This is a genomic window from Clostridium estertheticum, assembly GCF_026650985.1.
Taxonomy (GTDB): Bacteria; Bacillota; Clostridia; order Clostridiales; family Clostridiaceae; genus Clostridium_AD; species Clostridium_AD estertheticum_C.
In genome coordinates, this window is the sequence record NZ_CP086239.1 from 390280 (window position 1) to 410405 (window position 20126).

The window sequence follows — 20126 nt, forward strand, 5'->3', positions numbered from 1 at the left end:
ATATTGAATTTCATGGAGGTATTATAGGTGAGAAGTGAAGAGGAAGTATTGAAACAAATTCTCGAATTTGCCAGTAATGAGGAGAAAGTTAGAGCGGTTATATTAAATGGGTCACGTTTAAATATAAATGTTCCTAAAGACATAATGCAGGATTATGATGTAGTGTTCTTTATTAAGGGGACTGAAGATATAAGCTATAAGACAAACCAAAGTTGGATAAAGCAGTTTGGTAATCTTGTAATATTACAACAAAATAATTTTGATGATGGTTCATATATATTTCTTATGCAATTTAAGGACGGTTTAAGAATTGACCTCTGTTTTAAGGCTATAGAAAAAATAAGAGTAGTGGTAGGAGAAGATTCACTTAGTAAAATACTACTTGATAAGGATAATCTTACAGATAAAATACCCGAACCCAACGATAGTAGATATTTTGTAAGAAAACCAACTGAAAAAGAGTGGGATTCATTAATAAATAATTTATGGTGGATACAGACTTATGTTGCAAAAGGAATTTGGCGAGATGAACTACCTTATGTAAAATATATGTATGATGTAATTTTTATGGATGGAATAAGAAAACTTTTATCATGGCATATAGGCTCACAATATGATTGGCAAGTTAATGTTGGTAAATGTGGGAAATGGTTTAATCGTTTTATGAAAAAAGATTTATATGATGAATTTATATCTATATACTCGGGGATTGATTATTATGATATTTGGATAAAACTTTTTAAAGCAGAGGAGTTAATAAGAACAATTGGAATGGAACTTAGTAATATGCTTGGTTATAAATACCCTATGGAATACGATATAAACGTTTCAGAGTTTATAAGAAAGATTAAGGCATTGCAAAACGAAGCACAGTCATTTGATGATTAAAAATTTTAATACTATTATGTAAGGCGGTGACTCCTATGAAAAGAATAAAGCTAATTAAATACTTGGTGCAGTTAACATAAGCTGATAGCAGATTGTACCGAGATAGTTAAATTTGGCATCAGATAACTGCACTGCTTTTCATCAAAATTAATTATGAAAAGGGGTTTATGTTATGGAATATATGAAGTTAAAAGAGTACTGGTTGTCGGAAGAAAAAAAGATATTTGAAGGGTGGGATTTTTCATATATCGCTGAAAGAAAATCAGAAGAACCCTTACCTTGGAATTATGATAAGATGGTTCACCAATATTTAAGTGCCAATTCAATTTTATTGGATATGGGAACTGGGGGCGGGGAACATTTATTGACGCTAAAGCACCCTTACAATAATACATTTGCTACAGAGGCGTATCAACCTAACTTTGAATTGTGTAAAAAGACACTAATGCCACTTGGAATTGGTGTTAGACAAGTTTTTAATGATAATTATTTGCCATTTGAAAATGACATATTTGACGTCATAATAAACAGATAAGCGTCTTTTGATATGAACGAAGTTTATCGATTGTTAAAACCGAATGGGTTGTTTATTACTCAGCAAGTTGGTGAATTAAATAATAAGGAACTAAGAAGGTTTTTAATAAGTGATTTTAATGAAACTAACGCCAATGAACACACTTTAAAAAGTAATCTGGGTTTAATCAGAAGTAAAGGTTTTACTATTTTAAAAGCAGATGAATGTTTTCCAAAACAGAGATTTTTGGATGTGGGAGCATTGGTTTATTATGCGAGAATTATAGAATGGGAATTCCCTAAGTTCTCTGTTGATAGTTGTTTTAATCAATTATGTCAATTGCAGTTAGTAGTTGAGCAAAAGGGCTTTGTTGAAAGCAAACAGCATAGATTTGTAATTGTTGCTCAAAAACTTAACCACATAAATTGAATTTAAATGTTGTATTATATGCTAAATTTAATGTTATTTAAGATTTAAAGTATGGCATCAAACACCGTAAATTCAGTATGAATAATACGGTGTTTAATGGATTATTTGGGTTTAGTAGTTGTGATGCCTTATAAGGATGTTCTATCACCTAGTATTAAATCGGCATTGCTCAATATAATATAACTAGGTATTATTTTGTTCTAGCATTAACAATGATATTACACAATTCTATATATGAAATACCATCAGCTAAAGCTTCTTTGGGAATTAGACTTGTAGGTGTCATACCTGGAAGAGTATTAGCTTCAAGACATATAAATTCGTCTCTCTCGTCTAAAATAAAATCAATTCTAGAATATGTCCCAAGCCGTAAAGTTTCACATATTTTTAATGCTAGACCCTTAATCCTCGTTGTATCGTATTCTAAAAGATTTGCAGGGCATATATCTTGAGTTAATCCCGCTTGATATTTATTCTTATAATCATAAAATCCTTCTTTTGGTATTATTTCAATAACAGGTAATGCTTTCCCCTGTAATAAACCTACAGAAAACTCTCTACCTACTATCATTTTCTCGATAAGTAGACTTGATTCAATTTTATTAGCTGTAGCAATTGCCGCTTCAAGCTCCTCAATATTATAAACAATTGATACTCCTATACTTGAACCAGCACTACAAGGTTTCACTACACACGGTATACCAATCGTTTTAACTATATATTCTGTTGATAGTGGATTTTTACTAAAAGTCAACCATTTAGCTGTAGGAATACCTACTTGTTGTAACAGTTTCTTTGTTAAATCCTTATCCATTGCAAGAAGGCTACCAATATAGCCAGTTCCAGTATATTTAATTCCCATTGAATCAAAAGTTGCCTGTATTTGACCATTTTCCCCCATTGAACCGTGTAGAGCTATAAATACAACATCAGCAAATAGGCAAAGAGGTAATACATTTTTACCTATAAGAGAATCCCCATTGTTGCTTTTTCTCTTTATTTCATTTAAATCAGGCTCGGTACCTTTAACCTTATAATAATATGGCTTTCCAGTAATCTTATCTTCAAATAAACTTTCAAATTCGCTTTCGTTTGTTCTTAAACCTTCATATACATCTAATAGCAACACATGGTGACCAGCTTCTCTAAGAGCATTAGCAATTTGACTTCCAGAAGATAATGAAACGTCCCTTTCCGGACTTAATCCGCCTGCAAGTACCACGATTTTCATAACTTAACCCCCACAATTCTTTATTTTCATTAATAAAATAATACAGTTCTTCTGAAAGTATATTAACCTATCATATCTAATAGATATTAATTATGTTCTATTATATAAGCTCAACATATCCCAATTATTCTTTTCATCTACATTTGTATTTGTATCCTCGAACTTCAAACTTAAAGCCTACATAATATGACAATTGTTAATCCGTGCTATAATTTCCAACTGAAAATATAACAGCTATTTTCTTATACTCCATATCAACTACCGTTGTTATACAAGTGTGATGTAGTTTATGAATATTATGACTTAGCACTCATGTTTATTATTACACCGATTCCACTTAGTATTGATAATATGCCACCTAACAATCTATAGTTCATAATAGATTGTTCCAGCACAATTTGATAATTACTAAGTACACCGTTATTATCAACTGCATATGTTCCTAGATTTATACTATTCATTAGTATTATTAACCCTATTATAAATACAATAGCAAAAATTTTTATAAGATTTTTTTTCGTCATATAAATCAATCCCACCTTTTAAAAATAAATTTACTTCACCATTTTTTATAAAACCGACTTAAACCTATAGAAATTATATCATATTTTTATATCGATAAATTCCAAAAATGTAAAATATTATTAAAAATCCCTAATTTTATAAGGTTAAAAAATATGCTTAAAACCTAACATTCAACATACGCACCACTTATAGAAGTGGGCGATTGTAAACCGTAAAAGCGGTCCAGTTCTCATTGAACTAAGAACCGTAAGAAACAATATCCTTGTAACATAGAGCTTGTTTAGTATTCTAAACAAGCTAATTTTTATAATAAGCTACAATTATAATTATTTCATGAATAGCTCATAATTAATGCACCCCCATCACGTAAGTGCCTTCACTGCGTAGCAACCTTAGATTTTAGGGTAAGTATAAGCTATAAAGCCATTTTTTATTTTTATATTGAAGTAATTTATCTAAATAATTTAATTAAAACTAAACTTTACAATAGGCTTTTCTTTGAAGACAGCATAGTTGCTTACTATAATATCTTTTACAAAAGCTTTTAAATTCGAGTATCCGAAGGTGCTTGAAAATTTATAGAGGTAATGAACTTTAAGCGTTTTAATTTCTTTGGACAGTACCTTCCAATTGTTTGTAAATGTTCTATATATCAAAGGTATTTTCTCTTTATACCCAAGAGATCTACGAGCTATACAGTATGCAGCGGATACATGAATAGATATTCCTTTAGCTTTCATATACTTTATTTTACCCATTTGGCTAGTGTATGCTGGATTTACATAAAATACGGCTAAATTTTCTTTAAAAGCCCTGGAACTGATTGCTTCAATGATTTTTTTATGAGCAAACATACTGATTTTCATATTTCGTTTAGTATTCCCATAAGTTAGTTTGGATTTACTGATGTTTTTAATATCCTCACCAGCAAGTGGTTTATTTTTATCCCTGGCTATTTGAACAAGCCCTAAGGCACTCTTTTCTAAAATTTTTGAAATCTGCCCTGAAGTTTTATTTGCTATATTAAAATGTATAGTGCCAAAGTCTAATAGGTTTCCGATGCAATCAGTTTCACTCCATGCAATATGGTCGTAGTTTATATCATAGCCTACAACTCCATTTGCCATAAAATAATTAATTTGATTCTCGTCTTTAAGTAGTTTATAAGATGGCTTAAACAAAAAATAATCTCCTTTGTCTTCAATTCTCCAAGAAACAGGGGAATTTTTAGTGTTTAGAGCTTCTATTAATAAGTCTTTATGGTAAGGAAAATCAACATTTTCTACTTCAAACCATTGTGAACTATGATATGCACCTATTTTATTTTCATAGGGCAGTTGGATACTTAGTAAATTCGTTTCGTAGTTGTATTTAACACAAGCATTTCCTTGTGTAACTGTGTTAAGTCCTTGAAGTTCTATAGTTTTATGTCTAGCTTTATAAAAGTCTTCTTTCCATTCAAAATGCTCATTATATAACGTATGCTGAGCTTTGAATAGTTTCTTAGTACCAAAACATGATTTTACTGCACTTGTATTAAGTCTTGCAAGTTTTTGCTTTTGATAACTTATACCACGCTTAATCATATTCAGTTTATTAGTTAATCTGCAAATTTTTTTTACGACAAGAGCATGCTCAAAATCGTACATATTATATATAATTGTTTTATTTTTATAATTTGCCTCAACAAAAATCTTATCATCCCACATATAAAAAAAATATGGTCTATAATACTTAAATTTGGGGAGGGTTTTACTATTTTTAATAGCCTTAGATATATCGATAATATGAGTATGAATCTTACTCCAAAATTTAATTTTATTAATTAAATCTTTAACAGATTTCTCTCTATGATTAATGTTCTGCTTTAAATCATCTATGTACATTTTGTTTAATTCAATATTAGAAGATTTATTCCATTTAGCTTCACAAGTAGCATAATTTGTATAATAAGTATTAAGATTAAACATGTTTTTAATAGTTAAATGAATACTCTTAGAAAGACCTTTCTCATGATTGTAAACAAGAATTGAATAAGCTTTAATTTTAGCTTCATTACCAACATACAGTATATTCGATAAATTGTTGAGATTTTCAAAGCTAAGCTTATCTTTATATATTCTTGTAGAAGAATTAGTTTCTATTCTCAAAATATTCACCACCTTTTTTTATAATCTCTAATATATATTATGCCATAATAGATCCTATAATATTAAGTTATATAAAAATAATTTAGCAACAAAATTCATCTCCGTCTACGGAGAACGGAGTCTTCTTTTGTAAATAAAGATAAAGTCTTTTGCACCTCAAAACAGAACCCGTTAGAAATAAAGTTGTGGTGTTTTTGTTTGTGATAGAGTTGGTGGATTAAGTTAAACAAAAAAATTAATATCTCAATCTTTATGGTTATACTATTTTATGGTAAAATAGTATAATATTCTTAGAGTGTTCTAAGAAACCTTATGACCAATATTTGCCTGTTACTTTCAAAATATGAGAAAGATGTTGACTTAGAAGTTTTTATTTCGTCAGCATTATTGCATGATATTGGAAGAGTAGAAGAGAGTGAGGATAAAACAGGGGAAATTATCATGTTGTATTAGGGTGTAAGATTGCAGAGGGCATATTAAAAAACTTGGAAGATGAACAAGAAAAGATAGACAATATAGAGCAATGTATTATCATATATAAGTTTGGAACTGGAAACGAACCTAAGACTATGGAGGTAGAAATTCTTTTCGATTCAGATAAGTTTGATGTTATTGGAGCAAGTGGAATCGCTCGGACTTTTCTGTTAGCGGGACAATTTGGACAAAGATTAACAGTAAATTAAACACTTGATGACTATTTAAATAGCAATACTGTTGAAAATGGAAGGATAAAAGATGTCTCAAAGCATACGTCACTTATTGAATAAAAATAATTCTTTGTTTGGTTGCGTCACCATGGTAATTTGTTGTGGACCACATTATATAATAGGGGGAGAATTAAAATGGAACATGATATGACTCTGTTTAAAGAACCTTTCAATATGATTAAAAACAGACAAAAAATTATAGAAGTTAGATTGAATGATGAAAAAAGACAAACCATTTGTGTTGGAGATTTAATTATCTTTTATAAACTTCCTGACAGGGAAGAAAAATTAACTGTTAAAGTTTTAGATAAATATGTATTTGAGAATTTTGAGCAATTATACAGTAATTTTGATTTTTCTTTATTTGGGTGTCAGGGTTATCCAATGAAACGTATGATTGATGAAACATATGATATTTATACAAAGGAACAAGAAAAAAAATATGGCGTTTTAGGTATTAAAATTTGTTTAATATAAATTCATATTGTTCATAAATAATCTAAAAATGGTATAATGTAAAAAAATAAACAAAGGGTAATTGGAAGTTGTTAGAATCCTTCAATAGCAATAGATGTCGCTTTTAAGCTATTAGAATTAGTAACATCCGAAGAAAAATCAAACTATATTAAAGATATTATGGGGTTTAAAATTTAAAAAAAATATTATATGAGGAGAAGGTAAATTGGAACTTGAAATAACTGTAAATTCATTATATATTTGTGTTAAAGATATGGATAGAGCTATTAGTTTTTATGAGCAATTATTTGAACGGACGGTAGATAAGAAAGATGATATATTCAGTATTTTTATTATAAAAAGCTTTAAATTTTGCCTTTTTAACAATGGTAAAGTTAATGAAACAGTAATTTGGGGTGATAATTGTCTGCCAAGTTTGGAAGTTAATAATATGAATAAATTAATAGGAAAACTAAAGAGTTTAAAGGCAGAAATAATCTTTCCTTTAACAAAAATCAATGAAAATCGGGTGTTAGAATTTACTGATAGTGAAGGTAATGATATAGAAGTATATTGTAAAGGGTGATGTAAATGGAACAACAAGCAGAAGTAAGATTGATTAAGTATAACGAGTTACAAAAGTTGCTACAATTGTACAAACATCTTAAACAAGAAGACCCAGAACTTATTATTGATGAAGCTTTGGAAAAACTATGGACTGAAATATACAATGACCCTAACTCTTATTATATAGTGGTAGATATTGATGGTGAAATAGTAGCTTCTTGTGTCCTGACTATAATCAGAAATTTAACAAGAAATGCACGACCTTATGGACTAATTGAAAATGTGGTTACACATTCAAGCTATAGAAAAAGTGGATATGGAAGACGTGGATTGAGTAAGGCGTTAGAAATTGCATGGGAGAAAAATTGTTATAAGGTAATGCTTCTTACAGGCTCTAAAAAAGAAGAAACTTTCAGATTTTATGAAAATTCAGGGTTCAAAAGAGGAGAAAAGACAGGATTTATTGCAAAGCCTGAATACTGATTATTACAAAATTCAATTATTGAAAGGGAAAAAATTATGAATAACTTTATGATTGGGATGTATGGTAAATTTGATTATAAAAAATTTGATAGAGATTTTAGAAAAGACTTTTATGGAGTGGAAGCATGTTTATTTGAAAATGAAAGTGATATAGAGAATTTAGCAAATGAAGCTAAAACAAAAGGCTTTGAATTCGGTATTCATTTTCCGTTAAGAGCAGGAATTTCAAAGTTAAGAGACCCACGGTTTTTGTCTTTAAATGAAGAGGTAAAAAAGTCTGCATATAAACATATTGAAGAAGAGTTAATTTATATCAAACAAAAGCAGATTAAACCTAAGTATATACTGTTTCATTATCCTAAGCCAGTTATACTTAAAGAAAACTTTGATATGAGCAACTGGCGATTTACAAACAGCAGTGAATACACAGATGAATTTGAATATTCATATGAAAAATTTAAGAAAAATAGCGAATACCTTTTTCAATGGTTATCAGAGAAAAGTTTTGAGTATAGTTTCATTCCTGTGTTGGAATTTGACGCATTAAATAAATATATTTGTGAAGATAATTTTCTTGAAAGTATGTTAGAAAAGTATAAAAATATAAAGATTTGTTTGGATACTGGCAGACTTCATTTGCAACATAAAATAGATTCTGATTTTAATGAAATTGAAATTATTAAAAGATTTTCAAAGTATACTGCGGTTGTACATTTATGGAATTTTAAATTAGGTGGTGTTCCTCATTTTCCAGCATTACCAAATTTAAAAACAGAAGAAGGATTTGCACCAATTGAGGATTATTTAAAAATAATAAGAGAAAAAAATAAGAATGTTAAGATAATGTTTGAACATAGGTCGGATTTGATAAGTGATGAAGAATTAGATAGTTGCTATTCATGGATAAGCGAAATATTAGAGTAAAAAGAATGTTATCAATGAAGATGGGAAATATTAGGAGGCATTATTGTGGATATTATTACTAAACAGATTCCTATTGAAAAAATGGAAATTTTAAGAGAATCATTAGATAAACTTCATAAATACCATAACAGTAAATCAGAATATTTTTCTGGTGATTATCCAAGAATAACGTTTGAGGAGCGTTTAGAAGTGTATAGAAAAAACGCAAAATTAGGAAAATACAGAATTGAGTTATTGATTAACGCTGAAACAAACAATATTATAGGATTTTGCATAGCATATATCAAAAGGATTTGCGGAAAGGTAGAAGTTCTTTTTGTTGATGAACAATATAGAAGAAAAGGATTAGGTGTCAAATTAATGAGTAGTGCCATGGAATGGTTTGGTGAAAATCATATAAATGATATAGAACTTACAGTAGTATATGGGAACGAAGCAGTATCGTTTTATCAGAAATTAGGATTTTATCCACGTTCAATTATTATGACAACAAAACCAATATAGCTATTAACAATTCTAAAATAGTGTAGTAGATTCATTTACAATCAGGGGGACGTAATTATAAAATGATTTTTAAATTAAGAGATTTTTGTATAGACTTTGTGGAGGATAAAGATATAAATGCTATTGTTGAAGTGTACAATTCCAATAAATATTTTTTGGTAAATCATATGGGTACAGATAAGGTTAGATATGAATGGGTACTTGAAGAGTTAGAGAATATGAGAAAAGCAGATTTCTATTCTTGTAAAGTAGTAGAGAAGAGTTCAGGAAAAGTAATGGGGATAATAGATTTTAAAATAGGCGAGGAAACTTACTTATCACTCTTAATGATACATGATAATTATAAAAATAAAGGGGTTGGAAAATTAATATATCAGGCTTTAGAGGAATATGCTAAAGAAGTAAAAAGCAAGTGTATGAGAATAGATGTAGTTATTAACTATGATAATGCAGTACTTAAATTTTGGGTTAAGAATGGGTTTGATAAAATCAAAGATGTAGAATTAGATTGGACAGGAAAAATCTTACCTGCTGTTATTATGAAAAAAAATATATAAGCAATTAGCAGAACAAAATATAAATACAATATATCACATCTAAGATGGACAGGAGGGGAGAAAAAATTGGGGCAAAAGAATAAAATACTAGAGCTTTTAATAAAAAATAAAATTGATAACATAAATATTACTAATTTTATTGAAAATTATCATATATGTAATTTAGAACAAATAGGTGACTCAGTTATAGTTAAGGGGACAAGTGATAGAAATTGGGTTTATATAAGTTCAAAATCAGAAGAGGAACTTAAAATAATAAAAAGTAGATTAGATTATAAGGATAAGAATTTTGCAATTATTGAAGATTGGATGATTCCAATTTTAACTAAAGGTAATAAAATCAAGTGGAAATTAGCTACTATGAAATTAGTAATATCAGATATAAAAGTTATAGCTGAACCAAAACATAGTGTATCAAAATTGGCGATTTGTGATTCTAAATATATATATGAAAATTCAAATTATAAAGATTTTATATCTATGCCATATATCATTGAAAGAATAACAAATGGAGTAAGTTCATGTATACGTTATATGGATAAATTAATAGCTTGGGGAATTACACAAGACGATGGAGCTATAGGATTTTTGCATGTTTTACCTGAATATAGAAAGATGGGATACGCGCGAGATGTAATGATAGATTTAATTAACAAAGTTCGAGATGAAAATAAAATACCATTTGTGCATATTGAAGAAGAAAATGAAAGGTCTATGAAGTTAGCAATGAGTTTAGGGTTTAAAAAAGATCGAGTAGTAAGTTGGTTCGAGATAGAGTAGAAGTAGAAAAAATAATAGTAACGGTTTATTAATTTTATTACCTATGGATTATTAAAAATAGTTTTTATAAATTGTGTCACACTGGTATTTAATCTTGTAATGCAATTATAGAAATGAGTGGGGGATAAATCTATGAAAGTAGAATTTTATGAGTTAGGAAAGGTTGATGAGGAAAGCCTTAAGTGTGCAGTAATATCAAGTGTGTATAAAGGGAAATGGATTTACGTTAGAGAAGAGCAGAGTGAAACTTGGGAGATTCCAGGTGGGCATAGAGAGATAGGTGAAAGTATTGTTAATGCTGCTAAAAGAGAGTTATTTGAAGAAACTGGTGCAAAGGAATTTAACTTAACACCAGTCTGCGATTATTCAATTTGTGATTTTTATATGAATAATTCTAATGACAAATCATATGGAAGGCTATTTTTTAGTGAAGTAAAAGAGATAGGTGGTTTACCAATTTCAGAAATATGTGAAATTATGATGTTTGACGGGTTACCAGAAAATTTAACCTATCCTGAGCTTAATTCACTTATGTATAAAAAAACATTCCATTTAAAATAAAATACTTGGTATACAATTTTCTGGAATTTTGTAGCAATCGTGAGTTTTTGGATATTAGAATGAGTGGAGGATAAATAATGGATTATAATAACAAAGGATTTTGGAGTATGTTAGACGATTTAGTAAGCGGTTCTGAAATAGTAATAGATAGACCTAAAGGTTCAAGACATCCTAAATATCCTGATATGTTATATGAAGTTGATTATGGATATTTAAAAAATACAACTTCTATGGATGGTGGAGGAATTGATATATGGAGAGGGACGGATAAAAAACATGAAATAAATGGGATTATATGTATTGTGGATTTGTTGAAAAAAGATTCTGAAATCAAAATACTGAGTGGTTGTACTAATAATGAAAAAGAAACGATATATAGATTTCATAATAAATCAGAGTTTATGAAGGGGATTTTTATAGCCAGGGAAGGATCATAATTTTATTTGTTGGAGGTCATTAAATGGAACTTTGGGATATACTCGATGGAAATGGGGAGAAAACGGGTAAGACTGGTGAACGTGGAAAACCTATGGGGCAAGATGAATACCATCTAGTTGTACAGGTATGGATAAAAAACAGGCATGGAGAATTTTTAATTACAAAACGTACACCAAACAAGACAATATTACCAAATATGTGGGAAACAACTTGTGGGTCAGCAATTATTGGCGATGATAGCTTGAAAGCTGTATTAAGAGAAGTGAAGGAAGAAATAGGGATTAATTTATCCCCTGCAAATGGAAAATTTCTCTTTAGATTAAAAAGACAGCATTTTGACTTTCCGGATTTTGTAGATGTGTGGCTGTTCAAAGAAGAAGTAGATATGACAGAAGTTATTTATCAACCAGATGAAGTATGTGGAGCAAAGTGGGCTACTCTAAACCATATTCAATCCATGATAGAATCAGGAGAATTTGCGGATACATTTCCATATCTCGAAGATTTATTTAAGATAGTATAATATTATATTTGTATGATATTAGAGGAGGGTAAAATGAATAGTATTCCAGAAAGCGTTAAGACAATATTGCAAGAGTATTTAGATTTGTTTGAATCAGAATTGCCGAATTTTTTAGAATCATATTATATCTATGGTTCTATTACATTAGGTGCATTTAATTATGGGCTGAGTGATATTGATTTCATTGCAGTAGTTAAAAGAAAAGTTACAGAATTAGATATAGAGGTTCTAAAAAAAATTCATAGAAATATTAAAAAAAAATTTCCTGCAACAGATTTAATGGGACTTTATGTAATGGGCAATGATCTTCAATTAGAGTATGAAAATGAGAAATCATGCCCTTGTTTCATAGGTGGAGTATATAAAGGTCTTGAAAAATTCGAGAAAAATTCAATTGACGCTTTTCAACTAAAAAAATATGGTTTAACTGTTAAAGGGAAAGAAATTGATAATTTTGACTTTACCGTAAACTGGGACATCTTAATTCATAATATGAGAGAAAATCTTAATACTTATTGGCTTAACTGGAATGATGACTGTAAGAAGTTTTTATCCAAAAAATACATAGGCTTATTTGTTGACTTAGGAATGATTGAATGGGGAGTTTTAGGTGTTTCTCGTTTATATTACACATTCAAAGAACGAGATATGACATCGAAAGTAGGGGCAGGTGAATATGTACTACAGAAAGTGCCTCAAAGATGGCATAAGGTAATTAATGAGGCAATGAGATTACGCAAGGGTAACCCAAAGTCATATTATAAATCTATTTTTGAGAGACGAGTAGATGTTTTAGCTTATATTGACTTCATAATACAAGAAAGCAATAATCTTTTTAATGAGAAAAGGTGCTAACTGGATCTAAGTATATTTTAAAATAAAGAATATTTAAGGGGAGGTGAATGGTAGAATGAAACTTGTAAAAGCTAATTTAGCAGATTTTAATACAGTAAAAAATATTATAAACACAACAATAAAAACAATATATCCACATTACTATCCAACTGGGGTAGTTGAATTTTTTTTAACCCATCATTGTGATGATAATATACGAAAAGGAATAGAAATAGAAATGGTATTACTAATTGATGTTAATGGAATAATTGTAGGCACTGGGAGTGCCCATGAAAACGAGATAAGTAGAGTATTTGTATTGCCACAGTTACAAGGATTAGGATATGGAACATTAATAATGAACAGGTTAGAATCAATAATAGCTAAAGGATATTCTGAAATTGTGTTAGATTCTTCATTACCCGCTTATAATTTATATATAAATCGTGGATACTCCCCTTTTAAATATAATAAAATCATAACAACAAATAAGGATATATTATGTTTCAATATTATGAAAAAAGCTGTTGTTAGGTGTATTGATGGGAAAATAAATTATAATAACAGATTATTTTCATCAGTTTCCAATACTCATAATGGAGAAGTTTCAAGTGCAACTATTTTTCAATACCATCAAAATAAAGATATGGTTTGGGCTGAGTATAATGGTGGCGATATACTAAAAGGTTATTTAATTGGCACAAGTGATGACAAAAGCAACTTGAATTTCACATATCAACATATCAATCAAAAGGGTGAAATACGTACTGGAAAATGTTTGTCAACACCAAAAATTTTGACGGATGGGAGAATAAGTCTATTAGAACGATGGCAGTGGACAAATGGTGACAATTCATTTGGTCACTCTATAATTGAGGAGAGTAACATCATAAAATTAACATATCCTATAGTTAAAAGTAATGCAGCCTTATTATGTGAAATGTTTTTAAAGAAAACGTTCTAATCCATCAGCACATTTTGTAGGTAGGAATTCAATTATTTCATATTCTGCAATTTTTTTAATGAAAAACGGATCTTGTCCTATTATTGATTCAACTTCTTTTTTATCTTTTGCATTGCAAATAATTGTTCCACCTATCCTTGGGTTTCTTCTACCTGAGAAAATAAATTTTTGTAATGAATAAAATTTCTCTAAATATTCTATGTGAGAACTTATCTCTTTGTCAACTTCCTCAAGTGGCTTTACATATGTTAACATTAAAATATACATTTTTCTTCTCTCCTTTATGTTTTAATAATATTTGTTTAATTATACTATTTTTACGGTGGATTGGTATAAAAAATAAAAGAAAAAATTAAATATACATTTATTAAAACCTAATTAATCTAACACATTAGTGATTGAGTTACTTTCAGATTAAGGCTAATATCTATTGTTTTTAAAATTTGTAAATAAACTTGGTTAATGGTAATAATGGTATAATTAAATATATAGCATTACATTACTAATTAAAGAGAGAAGGCAGTTATATGGAAAATAGAGAGTGTATAAATTGTAAAATTCAAATGAAGGAAGCGTGGATAAATACTGGGGCAGGAGTTCTTATACTTGAACAGCCAATTAAAGGGTTTAAACGAAAAGCATGCGGGGTAACCACATATGTATGTTCGAGTTGTGGGCATGTTGAATTTGTTGCCGAAAATAAAGTACTCTTTAAATAAACAATTTTCTTAAATGTTACATCAATCGTAACTCTATTATATGTGAATAGGTGTAAAATAATTAGTATTAAATAAAATTTTAAGGAGGCATAAAAATGTTTTGTCCAAAATGCAAATGTGAATATAGAGAGGGATTTAATTTCTGTTCAGACTGTAAAATTGAATTGGTTGAAAAATTACCAAGCAAAGAATTGTCAAGTGAAGAATTTGAATATTCAGAACTTGTCACTATAGCAGAAACAATGGACTTTTCTATAATACCTATTGTTAAGTCAATTTTAGATTCTGAGGAAATAAGATATTTTATTAAAGGAGAAATGATTAGAAGTATTGCTGTACTTAATAATATTATGGAGATACAAGTTCCAATAGAAGATGCACAGAAGGCAAAAGATTTATTAAAAGACTTGGATATAAAGTAGACTATATTATCTTGTATATTAGTGGAAGGAAGATGCTTTATTCATAAAAGGAAAACACATTTATTATGAAACGTCACAAACAATAAAAGTTCGTGACGTTTTTGTTAGTTGTATAATAAATAAATCTTAACTCATCTTTATTTTAATACCATGTTATGGTAATATAACATTAAATTATTATAATATTCTCATTAGTAAAAAAATGTGAAATTAAATTTTGATGTAGCAACTTATGGCTTTTTTAAGATGTTATAAATCAAGTTTAACTTATAATCATACATTTACATTTATGGGTTTATCGTAAGGATGGAAGTAATTGTAATTGTAATATCAAAATTATTGTTTTATGTGATGAAGGAATTATTTGGGGGTGGGTTTATGGTTGAAGTAAATAAAATATACGAATTGATAATCAGTAAAATGAAATGTTATCCAAGTACAATAGTAGGAATAACAGATATTTCTTATTCATATTATTCTAAGCAATATAAGTGCGCTCTCGTATTAGCAGTTCCTCATAGAGAAATTATATCTTTAAATAACTATTCAGAGGAAAAATTTGAAAAGACAATATCTGCTACTCGTAAAGAATTGAATGAAATTATTTCTGATTTGGTAACTATTTTGCAAAAATACAACATCAATTATTATGTACCACCAGTGGCTCAGACTAATGAAGAAAGTCTAATAGCACCATTTTCATTTAAATATTCTGCTGTTAATGCTGGAATTGGGTGGATTGGAAAAAATGGGGTTTTAGTTACAAAAGAGTATGGCCCACGAATAAGACTTTCAGCTATATTAATAGATTATGATTTGCCTATAGGAATTCCTATTACTAAGAGTATGTGTGATGACCAATGTTTTCTTTGTATAGAGGCATGTCCACATAAGGCTTTAAAAGGAATACAATGGGATATTTATAAACTTCGTGAACAATTAATTGATTATCAATTATGTAATTTCAAAAGGAGTTTATTTTTAAAAAAACATGATAGAAAAGATGCTTGTGGTTTCTGTATAGTAGCTTGCCCGTTGGGATTACGAGTATAGCTTGGAGGAGTTGTATATATGGTAAAAAAAATCATTTTGTTAGGAAACCCTAAATTGTATCAGATAAGTTCTATTATAGAAAAGGATGAAATGGACATTATAAAAGAGCTTGTTATTGATTTGCATGATACACTTATGAATTTTAGAAACAAGTATGGGATAGGTAGAGCAATAGCTTCCCCACAAATAGGTGTATTTAAGAGGTTGATATATATGAATATTGATAAGCCGGTAGTTTTTATAAATCCAATATTGATTTTTGAAGATGATGAATTTATGGAGGTTATAGATGACTGTATGTCCTTTCCAGAGCTATTGGTAAAGGTTAAAAGGCATTGTAGATGTACAATTCATTTTAAGGACATAGATTTTATTGATAATGAGATGAAACTTGAAGGAGATTTATCAGAATTATTGCAGCATGAATATGACCATCTTGACGGAATAATTGCAACAATGAGAGCCATAGATGATAAATCGTTGTGTTTGAAAAGCGAAAAACATTTTTTAGAAGAGTAATGAAAATTGGTGAAAATGAATTTACAGCTTTTGATAATCTAGTATTAAAATGTGTGGCAGATGAGAGGAGAAAAAAGGATGGAGTGTAAGATGGAAAACATATCTATAAATTATGAGGTAATGGGTAGTGGCAAACCAATTGTTATAATACATGGTTCACATGTGGACCATAGATTGATGACAGGATGTATGGAGCCTGTATTTAGTAATAGAGATGGTTATAAAAGGATATATATTGACTTGCCCGGGATGGGAAAAACTAAAGGTGAGAAGTGGATTACAAATTCAGATATAATGTTGGATATTGTAATTGATTTTATTGATAAAATTATTCCAAATGAAAACTTTTTACTTGCAGGTGAATCATATGGTGGGTATTTAGCAAGGGGAATAGTACATAAAATTGCATATAGAATAGAGGGATTATTTTTACTATGTCCTTCTATTACAACGGATTTAAAAAAACGCAATGTTCCAAAGCATATTATTTTAAAAAGGGATGATAAATTATTATCGCAACTTGAGCCATCTGATGCCGAGGGTTTTAATTCAATACAAGTAGTACAAAGTAAAAAAATCTGGGATAGATATAGAGATGAAATTTTATCTGGCATAAGAGTGGCAGATAGTGATTTTTTATTACAGCTTGAACAAAATGGGAATGCGTTTTCATTTGATGTGGATGGACTGGATGAAAAGTTCAATAAGCCGACTCTTATACTATTAGGACGGCAAGATTCAAGCGTAGGTTATAAAGATGCCTGGGGTATTTTAGACAATTATCCAAGAGCAACTTTTGCTGTATTGGATAGAGCAGGACATAATTTGCAGATAGAACAGGTAGAAGTATTTAATTCATTAGTGAATGAATGGCTTTTAAGGGTTATAGAGTCATAATCATTGCAGTACGCTTAAAAAAATAGAAACAAGAATGATACTTAATTCTGGTGAGACAGTTAAGTGGACTTTTTTTTATTATAGACGGTATAATCTAATGATATGAATTATAGGATAAGCATGTAATGTTATTAGAAAAAAGTACGTGGAAATAAAGCTAGGGAGGTAACGTAAAAGTGAGATTTGATGAATATGCTAAAACTTGGGACACTGATAAAAGAATTAATAGAGCAAAAATAATAGCTAAAGAAATAAATAAATCAATTTCTTTTGATAAAAATTGTTCTGCAATGGAGTTTGGGTGTGGAACTGGTCTTGTAAGCTTTAATCTTTATGATAGGTTTAAAAGAATTACACTTGTTGATTCATCAAAGGGAATGATAGACATATTAAACTTTAAGATTAATAAATACAGAGTTAATAACATGGTTACTAAGCAGTTAGATATATTAGCTGATAAAGATGCTTTAGATACAAAGTTTGATGTTATTTACAATTCTATGGTATTACATCATATTAATAATACTTCATTAATAATAGGTGAATTTTATGAACTGCTTAATAATGATGGTTATTTGTGTATTGTGGATTTGGATGAAGATGATGGTAGTTTTCATAAAGAATATCAAGACTTCCATGGACATAATGGTTTTAATCAAGAAAAATTAAAAGGTATTCTAATTAGTGCTGGGTTTAGTGATATAGAATCAAATACATTTTATTATGATAAAAAAGTTATAGATGCTGAAACAGTTAACTATTCTTTATTTCTAATGAAGGCAAGGAAGTCTACAAATCCTTAGTTTAATATTTAGTACATCTTATTAGGTCAAAGTGAAGGGTGTTTATAAATCACATGAGATATTAAGGGGGAGATTATTAGATGAATAGTCGTGAAATCTTAATAACCAATAAAAATTTAATTAAGCCAAAACATAAAAGTGAGCATGAGCCTTATGAGTATAATAAGTACGAAGTAACAGAGCAAGGTAATGAAAATCAAAGCTATGTTGCTATCTATGAAATTCCACCTAAGAAAGCAAATTATCCATACCACTACCATCTTAAAAATGAAGAAGTATTTTATATAATTAGTGGCAATGGCATATTAGAAACACAGAATGGAAATAAATCAATTTCAGTAGGAGATATTATTGTTTGCCCGCCATCAGAAAAAGGAGCACATAAAATAATTAATTCTTCGCAGACTGAAATGCTTGTGTACTTTAGTTGTGACAATGTTAATTCACCAGAGGTAGTGGTTTACCCTAATTCTAATAAAGTGGGCATACTTGTAAATGAAAAACCAGGAACATTTTATAAAAAGGATACTGACGTAGATTATTATGATGGCGAATAAATATTTATATTAACTTCATATAAAAAGAAAATTAACAAGACAATTATAAAGAAATTATCATTGGAAATGGAATTGAATGTATTGATATGATTAGGTTAAGTATGTATTTATAAGGGATACAATATTCATATTGTTCATAAACAACGTAAAATGGAATATATGAAAAATAAATTAAGGTTAATAGGAAGTGAGTAAATTGTTAGTTCGTGAATATAGAAAAGGAGATTTACATTTTGTTGCTAAAGTCCATATAGATACATGGAATTATACCTATGCAAATATAATTTCGAAGGATTATCTCGAAAATCGCACATATGAAGGTCAAGCGAGAAAATGGATGGACAGACTTTTTAATAATGCAGATACAAATGAATTCATGTTTGTTGTAGAAAATGAAGATGGTGAAGTTGTAGGTTTTTCATCTGCATCTGTAAACGATAAAAATTGTGACTTTGATAGCATATTATATACGTTATATGTATCAAAAGAACATCAAAAGAAAGGTTTTGGAAGAGCGCTTGTAAAAGCAGTCGCTTCAAAGTTAAAAGATTTAGGTGCTAATAATATGGTTTTATGGGCCTTTGTTGAAAATAGTGCATGTAATTTTTATGAGCATTTAGATGGAAAACGAGGTGAGAAAAGAATTGTTAATATTGCTGGAGATGATCTAGTTGAAGTTTCCTATGAGTGGGATGACATAACTTCTTTAGTTGACTTATAATTCAAGGCACAACATTAACATATTGTGTATCGAATGCAAAATATTGAATTTAAGGGAGGAGAAGTATATTTTTATGGGTTTTAATTTATACTTGTAAATATAGGATTTAATTGTAATAAATAGTATGATGTTGCAGCCTTATAAATATGAAGGAGGAGTTTATTTTGGAAAGAAGATTAAGTTTATTATTTGGTATCATTGGAGGGGTATGTCTTGTGTTAATAACCAATATATCTATGGAAATTGGATCTATTAGGGGATATGTTACAGATTTCTTATTTTCTATATTAGCGCTAGTAGGCATTATATTTATAATTTATTTTAGTTACCTATTAATTATTGATACATTAAAGATGATACATAAAAGATAAAAATCCCCGTAAAGTTATCGTGGGGTTAG

General features: G+C 29.1%; 29 protein-coding genes. 25 read left to right on the forward strand and 4 right to left on the reverse strand.

Annotation, left to right across the window (positions count from 1 at the left end):
- Positions 1-27: 27 nt before the first annotated feature.
- The 3 genes from LL038_RS01810 to LL038_RS01820 all read left to right on the forward strand — a co-directional run bounded on the left by LL038_RS01810 (position 28) and on the right by LL038_RS01820 (position 1831).
- Complete coding sequence (locus LL038_RS01810) at positions 28-888, forward strand: aminoglycoside 6-adenylyltransferase (protein WP_216119759.1); 861 nt, start codon at positions 28-30, stop codon at positions 886-888.
- A gap of 172 nt (positions 889-1060) precedes the next feature.
- Positions 1061-1423 carry a class I SAM-dependent methyltransferase gene (locus tag LL038_RS01815; RefSeq protein ID WP_253200187.1) on the forward strand — a complete coding sequence of 121 codons (363 nt, stop codon included), beginning with the start codon at positions 1061-1063 and terminating at the stop codon, positions 1421-1423.
- A gap of 12 nt (positions 1424-1435) precedes the next feature.
- Positions 1436-1831, forward strand: coding sequence for a hypothetical protein (locus LL038_RS01820; RefSeq protein WP_253200188.1), 396 nt, complete (start codon positions 1436-1438; stop codon positions 1829-1831).
- 190 nt (positions 1832-2021) lie between these two features.
- Here LL038_RS01820 and LL038_RS01825 read toward each other — a convergent pair whose 3' ends face one another.
- The 3 genes from LL038_RS01825 to LL038_RS01835 form a co-directional block, all read right to left on the reverse strand.
- Entirely contained in the window at positions 2022-3062 is a 1041-nt protein-coding gene (locus tag LL038_RS01825; RefSeq protein ID WP_216119760.1) for a D-alanine--D-alanine ligase family protein, read from the reverse strand.
- A 296-nt stretch (positions 3063-3358) separates the two neighbouring features.
- Positions 3359-3586 carry a hypothetical protein gene (locus LL038_RS01830; RefSeq protein ID WP_216119761.1) on the reverse strand — a complete coding sequence of 76 codons (228 nt, stop codon included), beginning with the start codon at positions 3584-3586 and terminating at the stop codon, positions 3359-3361.
- A gap of 465 nt (positions 3587-4051) precedes the next feature.
- Complete coding sequence (locus tag LL038_RS01835) at positions 4052-5737, reverse strand: hypothetical protein (RefSeq protein WP_268055976.1); 1686 nt, start codon at positions 5735-5737, stop codon at positions 4052-4054.
- 485 nt (positions 5738-6222) lie between these two features.
- Between LL038_RS01835 and LL038_RS01840 the strand changes: the two genes are divergently transcribed.
- From LL038_RS01840 to LL038_RS01900, 13 genes are all read left to right on the forward strand, one after another.
- Positions 6223-6420, forward strand: coding sequence for a hypothetical protein (locus LL038_RS01840; RefSeq protein ID WP_253200120.1), 198 nt, complete (start codon positions 6223-6225; stop codon positions 6418-6420).
- A 159-nt stretch (positions 6421-6579) separates the two neighbouring features.
- Positions 6580-6921 (forward strand): ASCH domain-containing protein, encoded by a 342-nt coding sequence (locus LL038_RS01845; RefSeq protein WP_216125472.1) that lies wholly within the window; start codon positions 6580-6582, stop codon positions 6919-6921.
- A 205-nt stretch (positions 6922-7126) separates the two neighbouring features.
- On the forward strand, positions 7127-7486 hold the full coding sequence (locus tag LL038_RS01850) for a VOC family protein (RefSeq protein ID WP_216125474.1): 360 nt from the start codon (positions 7127-7129) through the stop codon (positions 7484-7486).
- 5 nt (positions 7487-7491) lie between these two features.
- Positions 7492-7950: a GNAT family N-acetyltransferase gene (locus tag LL038_RS01855; RefSeq protein ID WP_216125475.1), complete on the forward strand. Its 459-nt coding sequence runs from the start codon at positions 7492-7494 to the stop codon at positions 7948-7950.
- Positions 7951-7986: 36 nt separating this feature from the next.
- Positions 7987-8874, forward strand: a complete 888-nt coding sequence (locus LL038_RS01860) for a sugar phosphate isomerase/epimerase (protein ID WP_216125476.1) — start codon at positions 7987-7989, stop codon at positions 8872-8874.
- Positions 8875-8919: 45 nt separating this feature from the next.
- Positions 8920-9378, forward strand: a complete 459-nt coding sequence (locus tag LL038_RS01865; RefSeq protein WP_216125477.1) for a GNAT family N-acetyltransferase — start codon at positions 8920-8922, stop codon at positions 9376-9378.
- Between the two features lie 62 nt (positions 9379-9440).
- The gene (locus tag LL038_RS01870) at positions 9441-9935 is read left to right on the forward strand and encodes a GNAT family N-acetyltransferase (protein ID WP_216125478.1); all 495 of its coding nucleotides are present in this window, start codon (positions 9441-9443) and stop codon (positions 9933-9935) included.
- Positions 9936-10001: 66 nt separating this feature from the next.
- Positions 10002-10715: a GNAT family N-acetyltransferase gene (locus tag LL038_RS01875; protein WP_253200321.1), complete on the forward strand. Its 714-nt coding sequence runs from the start codon at positions 10002-10004 to the stop codon at positions 10713-10715.
- Between the two features lie 132 nt (positions 10716-10847).
- Positions 10848-11276: an NUDIX hydrolase gene (locus tag LL038_RS01880; RefSeq protein ID WP_216125479.1), complete on the forward strand. Its 429-nt coding sequence runs from the start codon at positions 10848-10850 to the stop codon at positions 11274-11276.
- Between the two features lie 77 nt (positions 11277-11353).
- Entirely contained in the window at positions 11354-11713 is a 360-nt protein-coding gene (locus LL038_RS01885; protein WP_216125480.1) for an inorganic pyrophosphatase, read from the forward strand.
- 23 nt (positions 11714-11736) lie between these two features.
- Positions 11737-12237: an NUDIX hydrolase gene (locus tag LL038_RS01890; RefSeq protein WP_216125481.1), complete on the forward strand. Its 501-nt coding sequence runs from the start codon at positions 11737-11739 to the stop codon at positions 12235-12237.
- A 33-nt stretch (positions 12238-12270) separates the two neighbouring features.
- A complete protein-coding gene (locus LL038_RS01895; protein WP_216125483.1) occupies positions 12271-13092 on the forward strand; it encodes an aminoglycoside adenylyltransferase domain-containing protein in 822 nt (273 codons plus the stop codon).
- Positions 13093-13147: 55 nt separating this feature from the next.
- On the forward strand, positions 13148-14035 hold the full coding sequence (locus LL038_RS01900) for a GNAT family N-acetyltransferase (RefSeq protein ID WP_216125485.1): 888 nt from the start codon (positions 13148-13150) through the stop codon (positions 14033-14035).
- Here LL038_RS01900 and LL038_RS01905 read toward each other — a convergent pair.
- Complete coding sequence (locus LL038_RS01905) at positions 14018-14302, reverse strand: YciI family protein (RefSeq protein WP_216125487.1); 285 nt, start codon at positions 14300-14302, stop codon at positions 14018-14020. The genes LL038_RS01900 and LL038_RS01905 overlap by 18 nt on opposite strands.
- A gap of 260 nt (positions 14303-14562) precedes the next feature.
- On the opposite strand from LL038_RS01905, the gene LL038_RS01910 reads away from it, so the two are divergent.
- The 9 genes from LL038_RS01910 to LL038_RS01950 all read left to right on the forward strand — a co-directional run bounded on the left by LL038_RS01910 (position 14563) and on the right by LL038_RS01950 (position 20097).
- A complete protein-coding gene (locus tag LL038_RS01910; protein WP_216125489.1) occupies positions 14563-14754 on the forward strand; it encodes a hypothetical protein in 192 nt (63 codons plus the stop codon).
- 95 nt (positions 14755-14849) lie between these two features.
- Positions 14850-15176, forward strand: a complete 327-nt coding sequence (locus LL038_RS01915; RefSeq protein ID WP_216125491.1) for a putative signal transducing protein — start codon at positions 14850-14852, stop codon at positions 15174-15176.
- Positions 15177-15554: 378 nt separating this feature from the next.
- Positions 15555-16229: an epoxyqueuosine reductase gene (locus LL038_RS01920; RefSeq protein WP_253200124.1), complete on the forward strand. Its 675-nt coding sequence runs from the start codon at positions 15555-15557 to the stop codon at positions 16227-16229.
- Between the two features lie 18 nt (positions 16230-16247).
- Positions 16248-16748, forward strand: a complete 501-nt coding sequence (locus LL038_RS01925; protein ID WP_216125493.1) for a peptide deformylase — start codon at positions 16248-16250, stop codon at positions 16746-16748.
- Between the two features lie 78 nt (positions 16749-16826).
- Positions 16827-17645, forward strand: coding sequence for an alpha/beta fold hydrolase (locus tag LL038_RS01930; protein ID WP_216125496.1), 819 nt, complete (start codon positions 16827-16829; stop codon positions 17643-17645).
- A 176-nt stretch (positions 17646-17821) separates the two neighbouring features.
- Complete coding sequence (locus LL038_RS01935; protein ID WP_216125498.1) at positions 17822-18448, forward strand: class I SAM-dependent methyltransferase; 627 nt, start codon at positions 17822-17824, stop codon at positions 18446-18448.
- 80 nt (positions 18449-18528) lie between these two features.
- Positions 18529-19005, forward strand: a complete 477-nt coding sequence (locus tag LL038_RS01940) for a cupin domain-containing protein (protein ID WP_216125500.1) — start codon at positions 18529-18531, stop codon at positions 19003-19005.
- 196 nt (positions 19006-19201) lie between these two features.
- The gene (locus LL038_RS01945; RefSeq protein WP_216125502.1) at positions 19202-19726 is read left to right on the forward strand and encodes a GNAT family N-acetyltransferase; all 525 of its coding nucleotides are present in this window, start codon (positions 19202-19204) and stop codon (positions 19724-19726) included.
- A 164-nt stretch (positions 19727-19890) separates the two neighbouring features.
- Positions 19891-20097, forward strand: coding sequence for a hypothetical protein (locus LL038_RS01950; RefSeq protein WP_216125504.1), 207 nt, complete (start codon positions 19891-19893; stop codon positions 20095-20097).
- Positions 20098-20126: the final 29 nt, after the last annotated feature.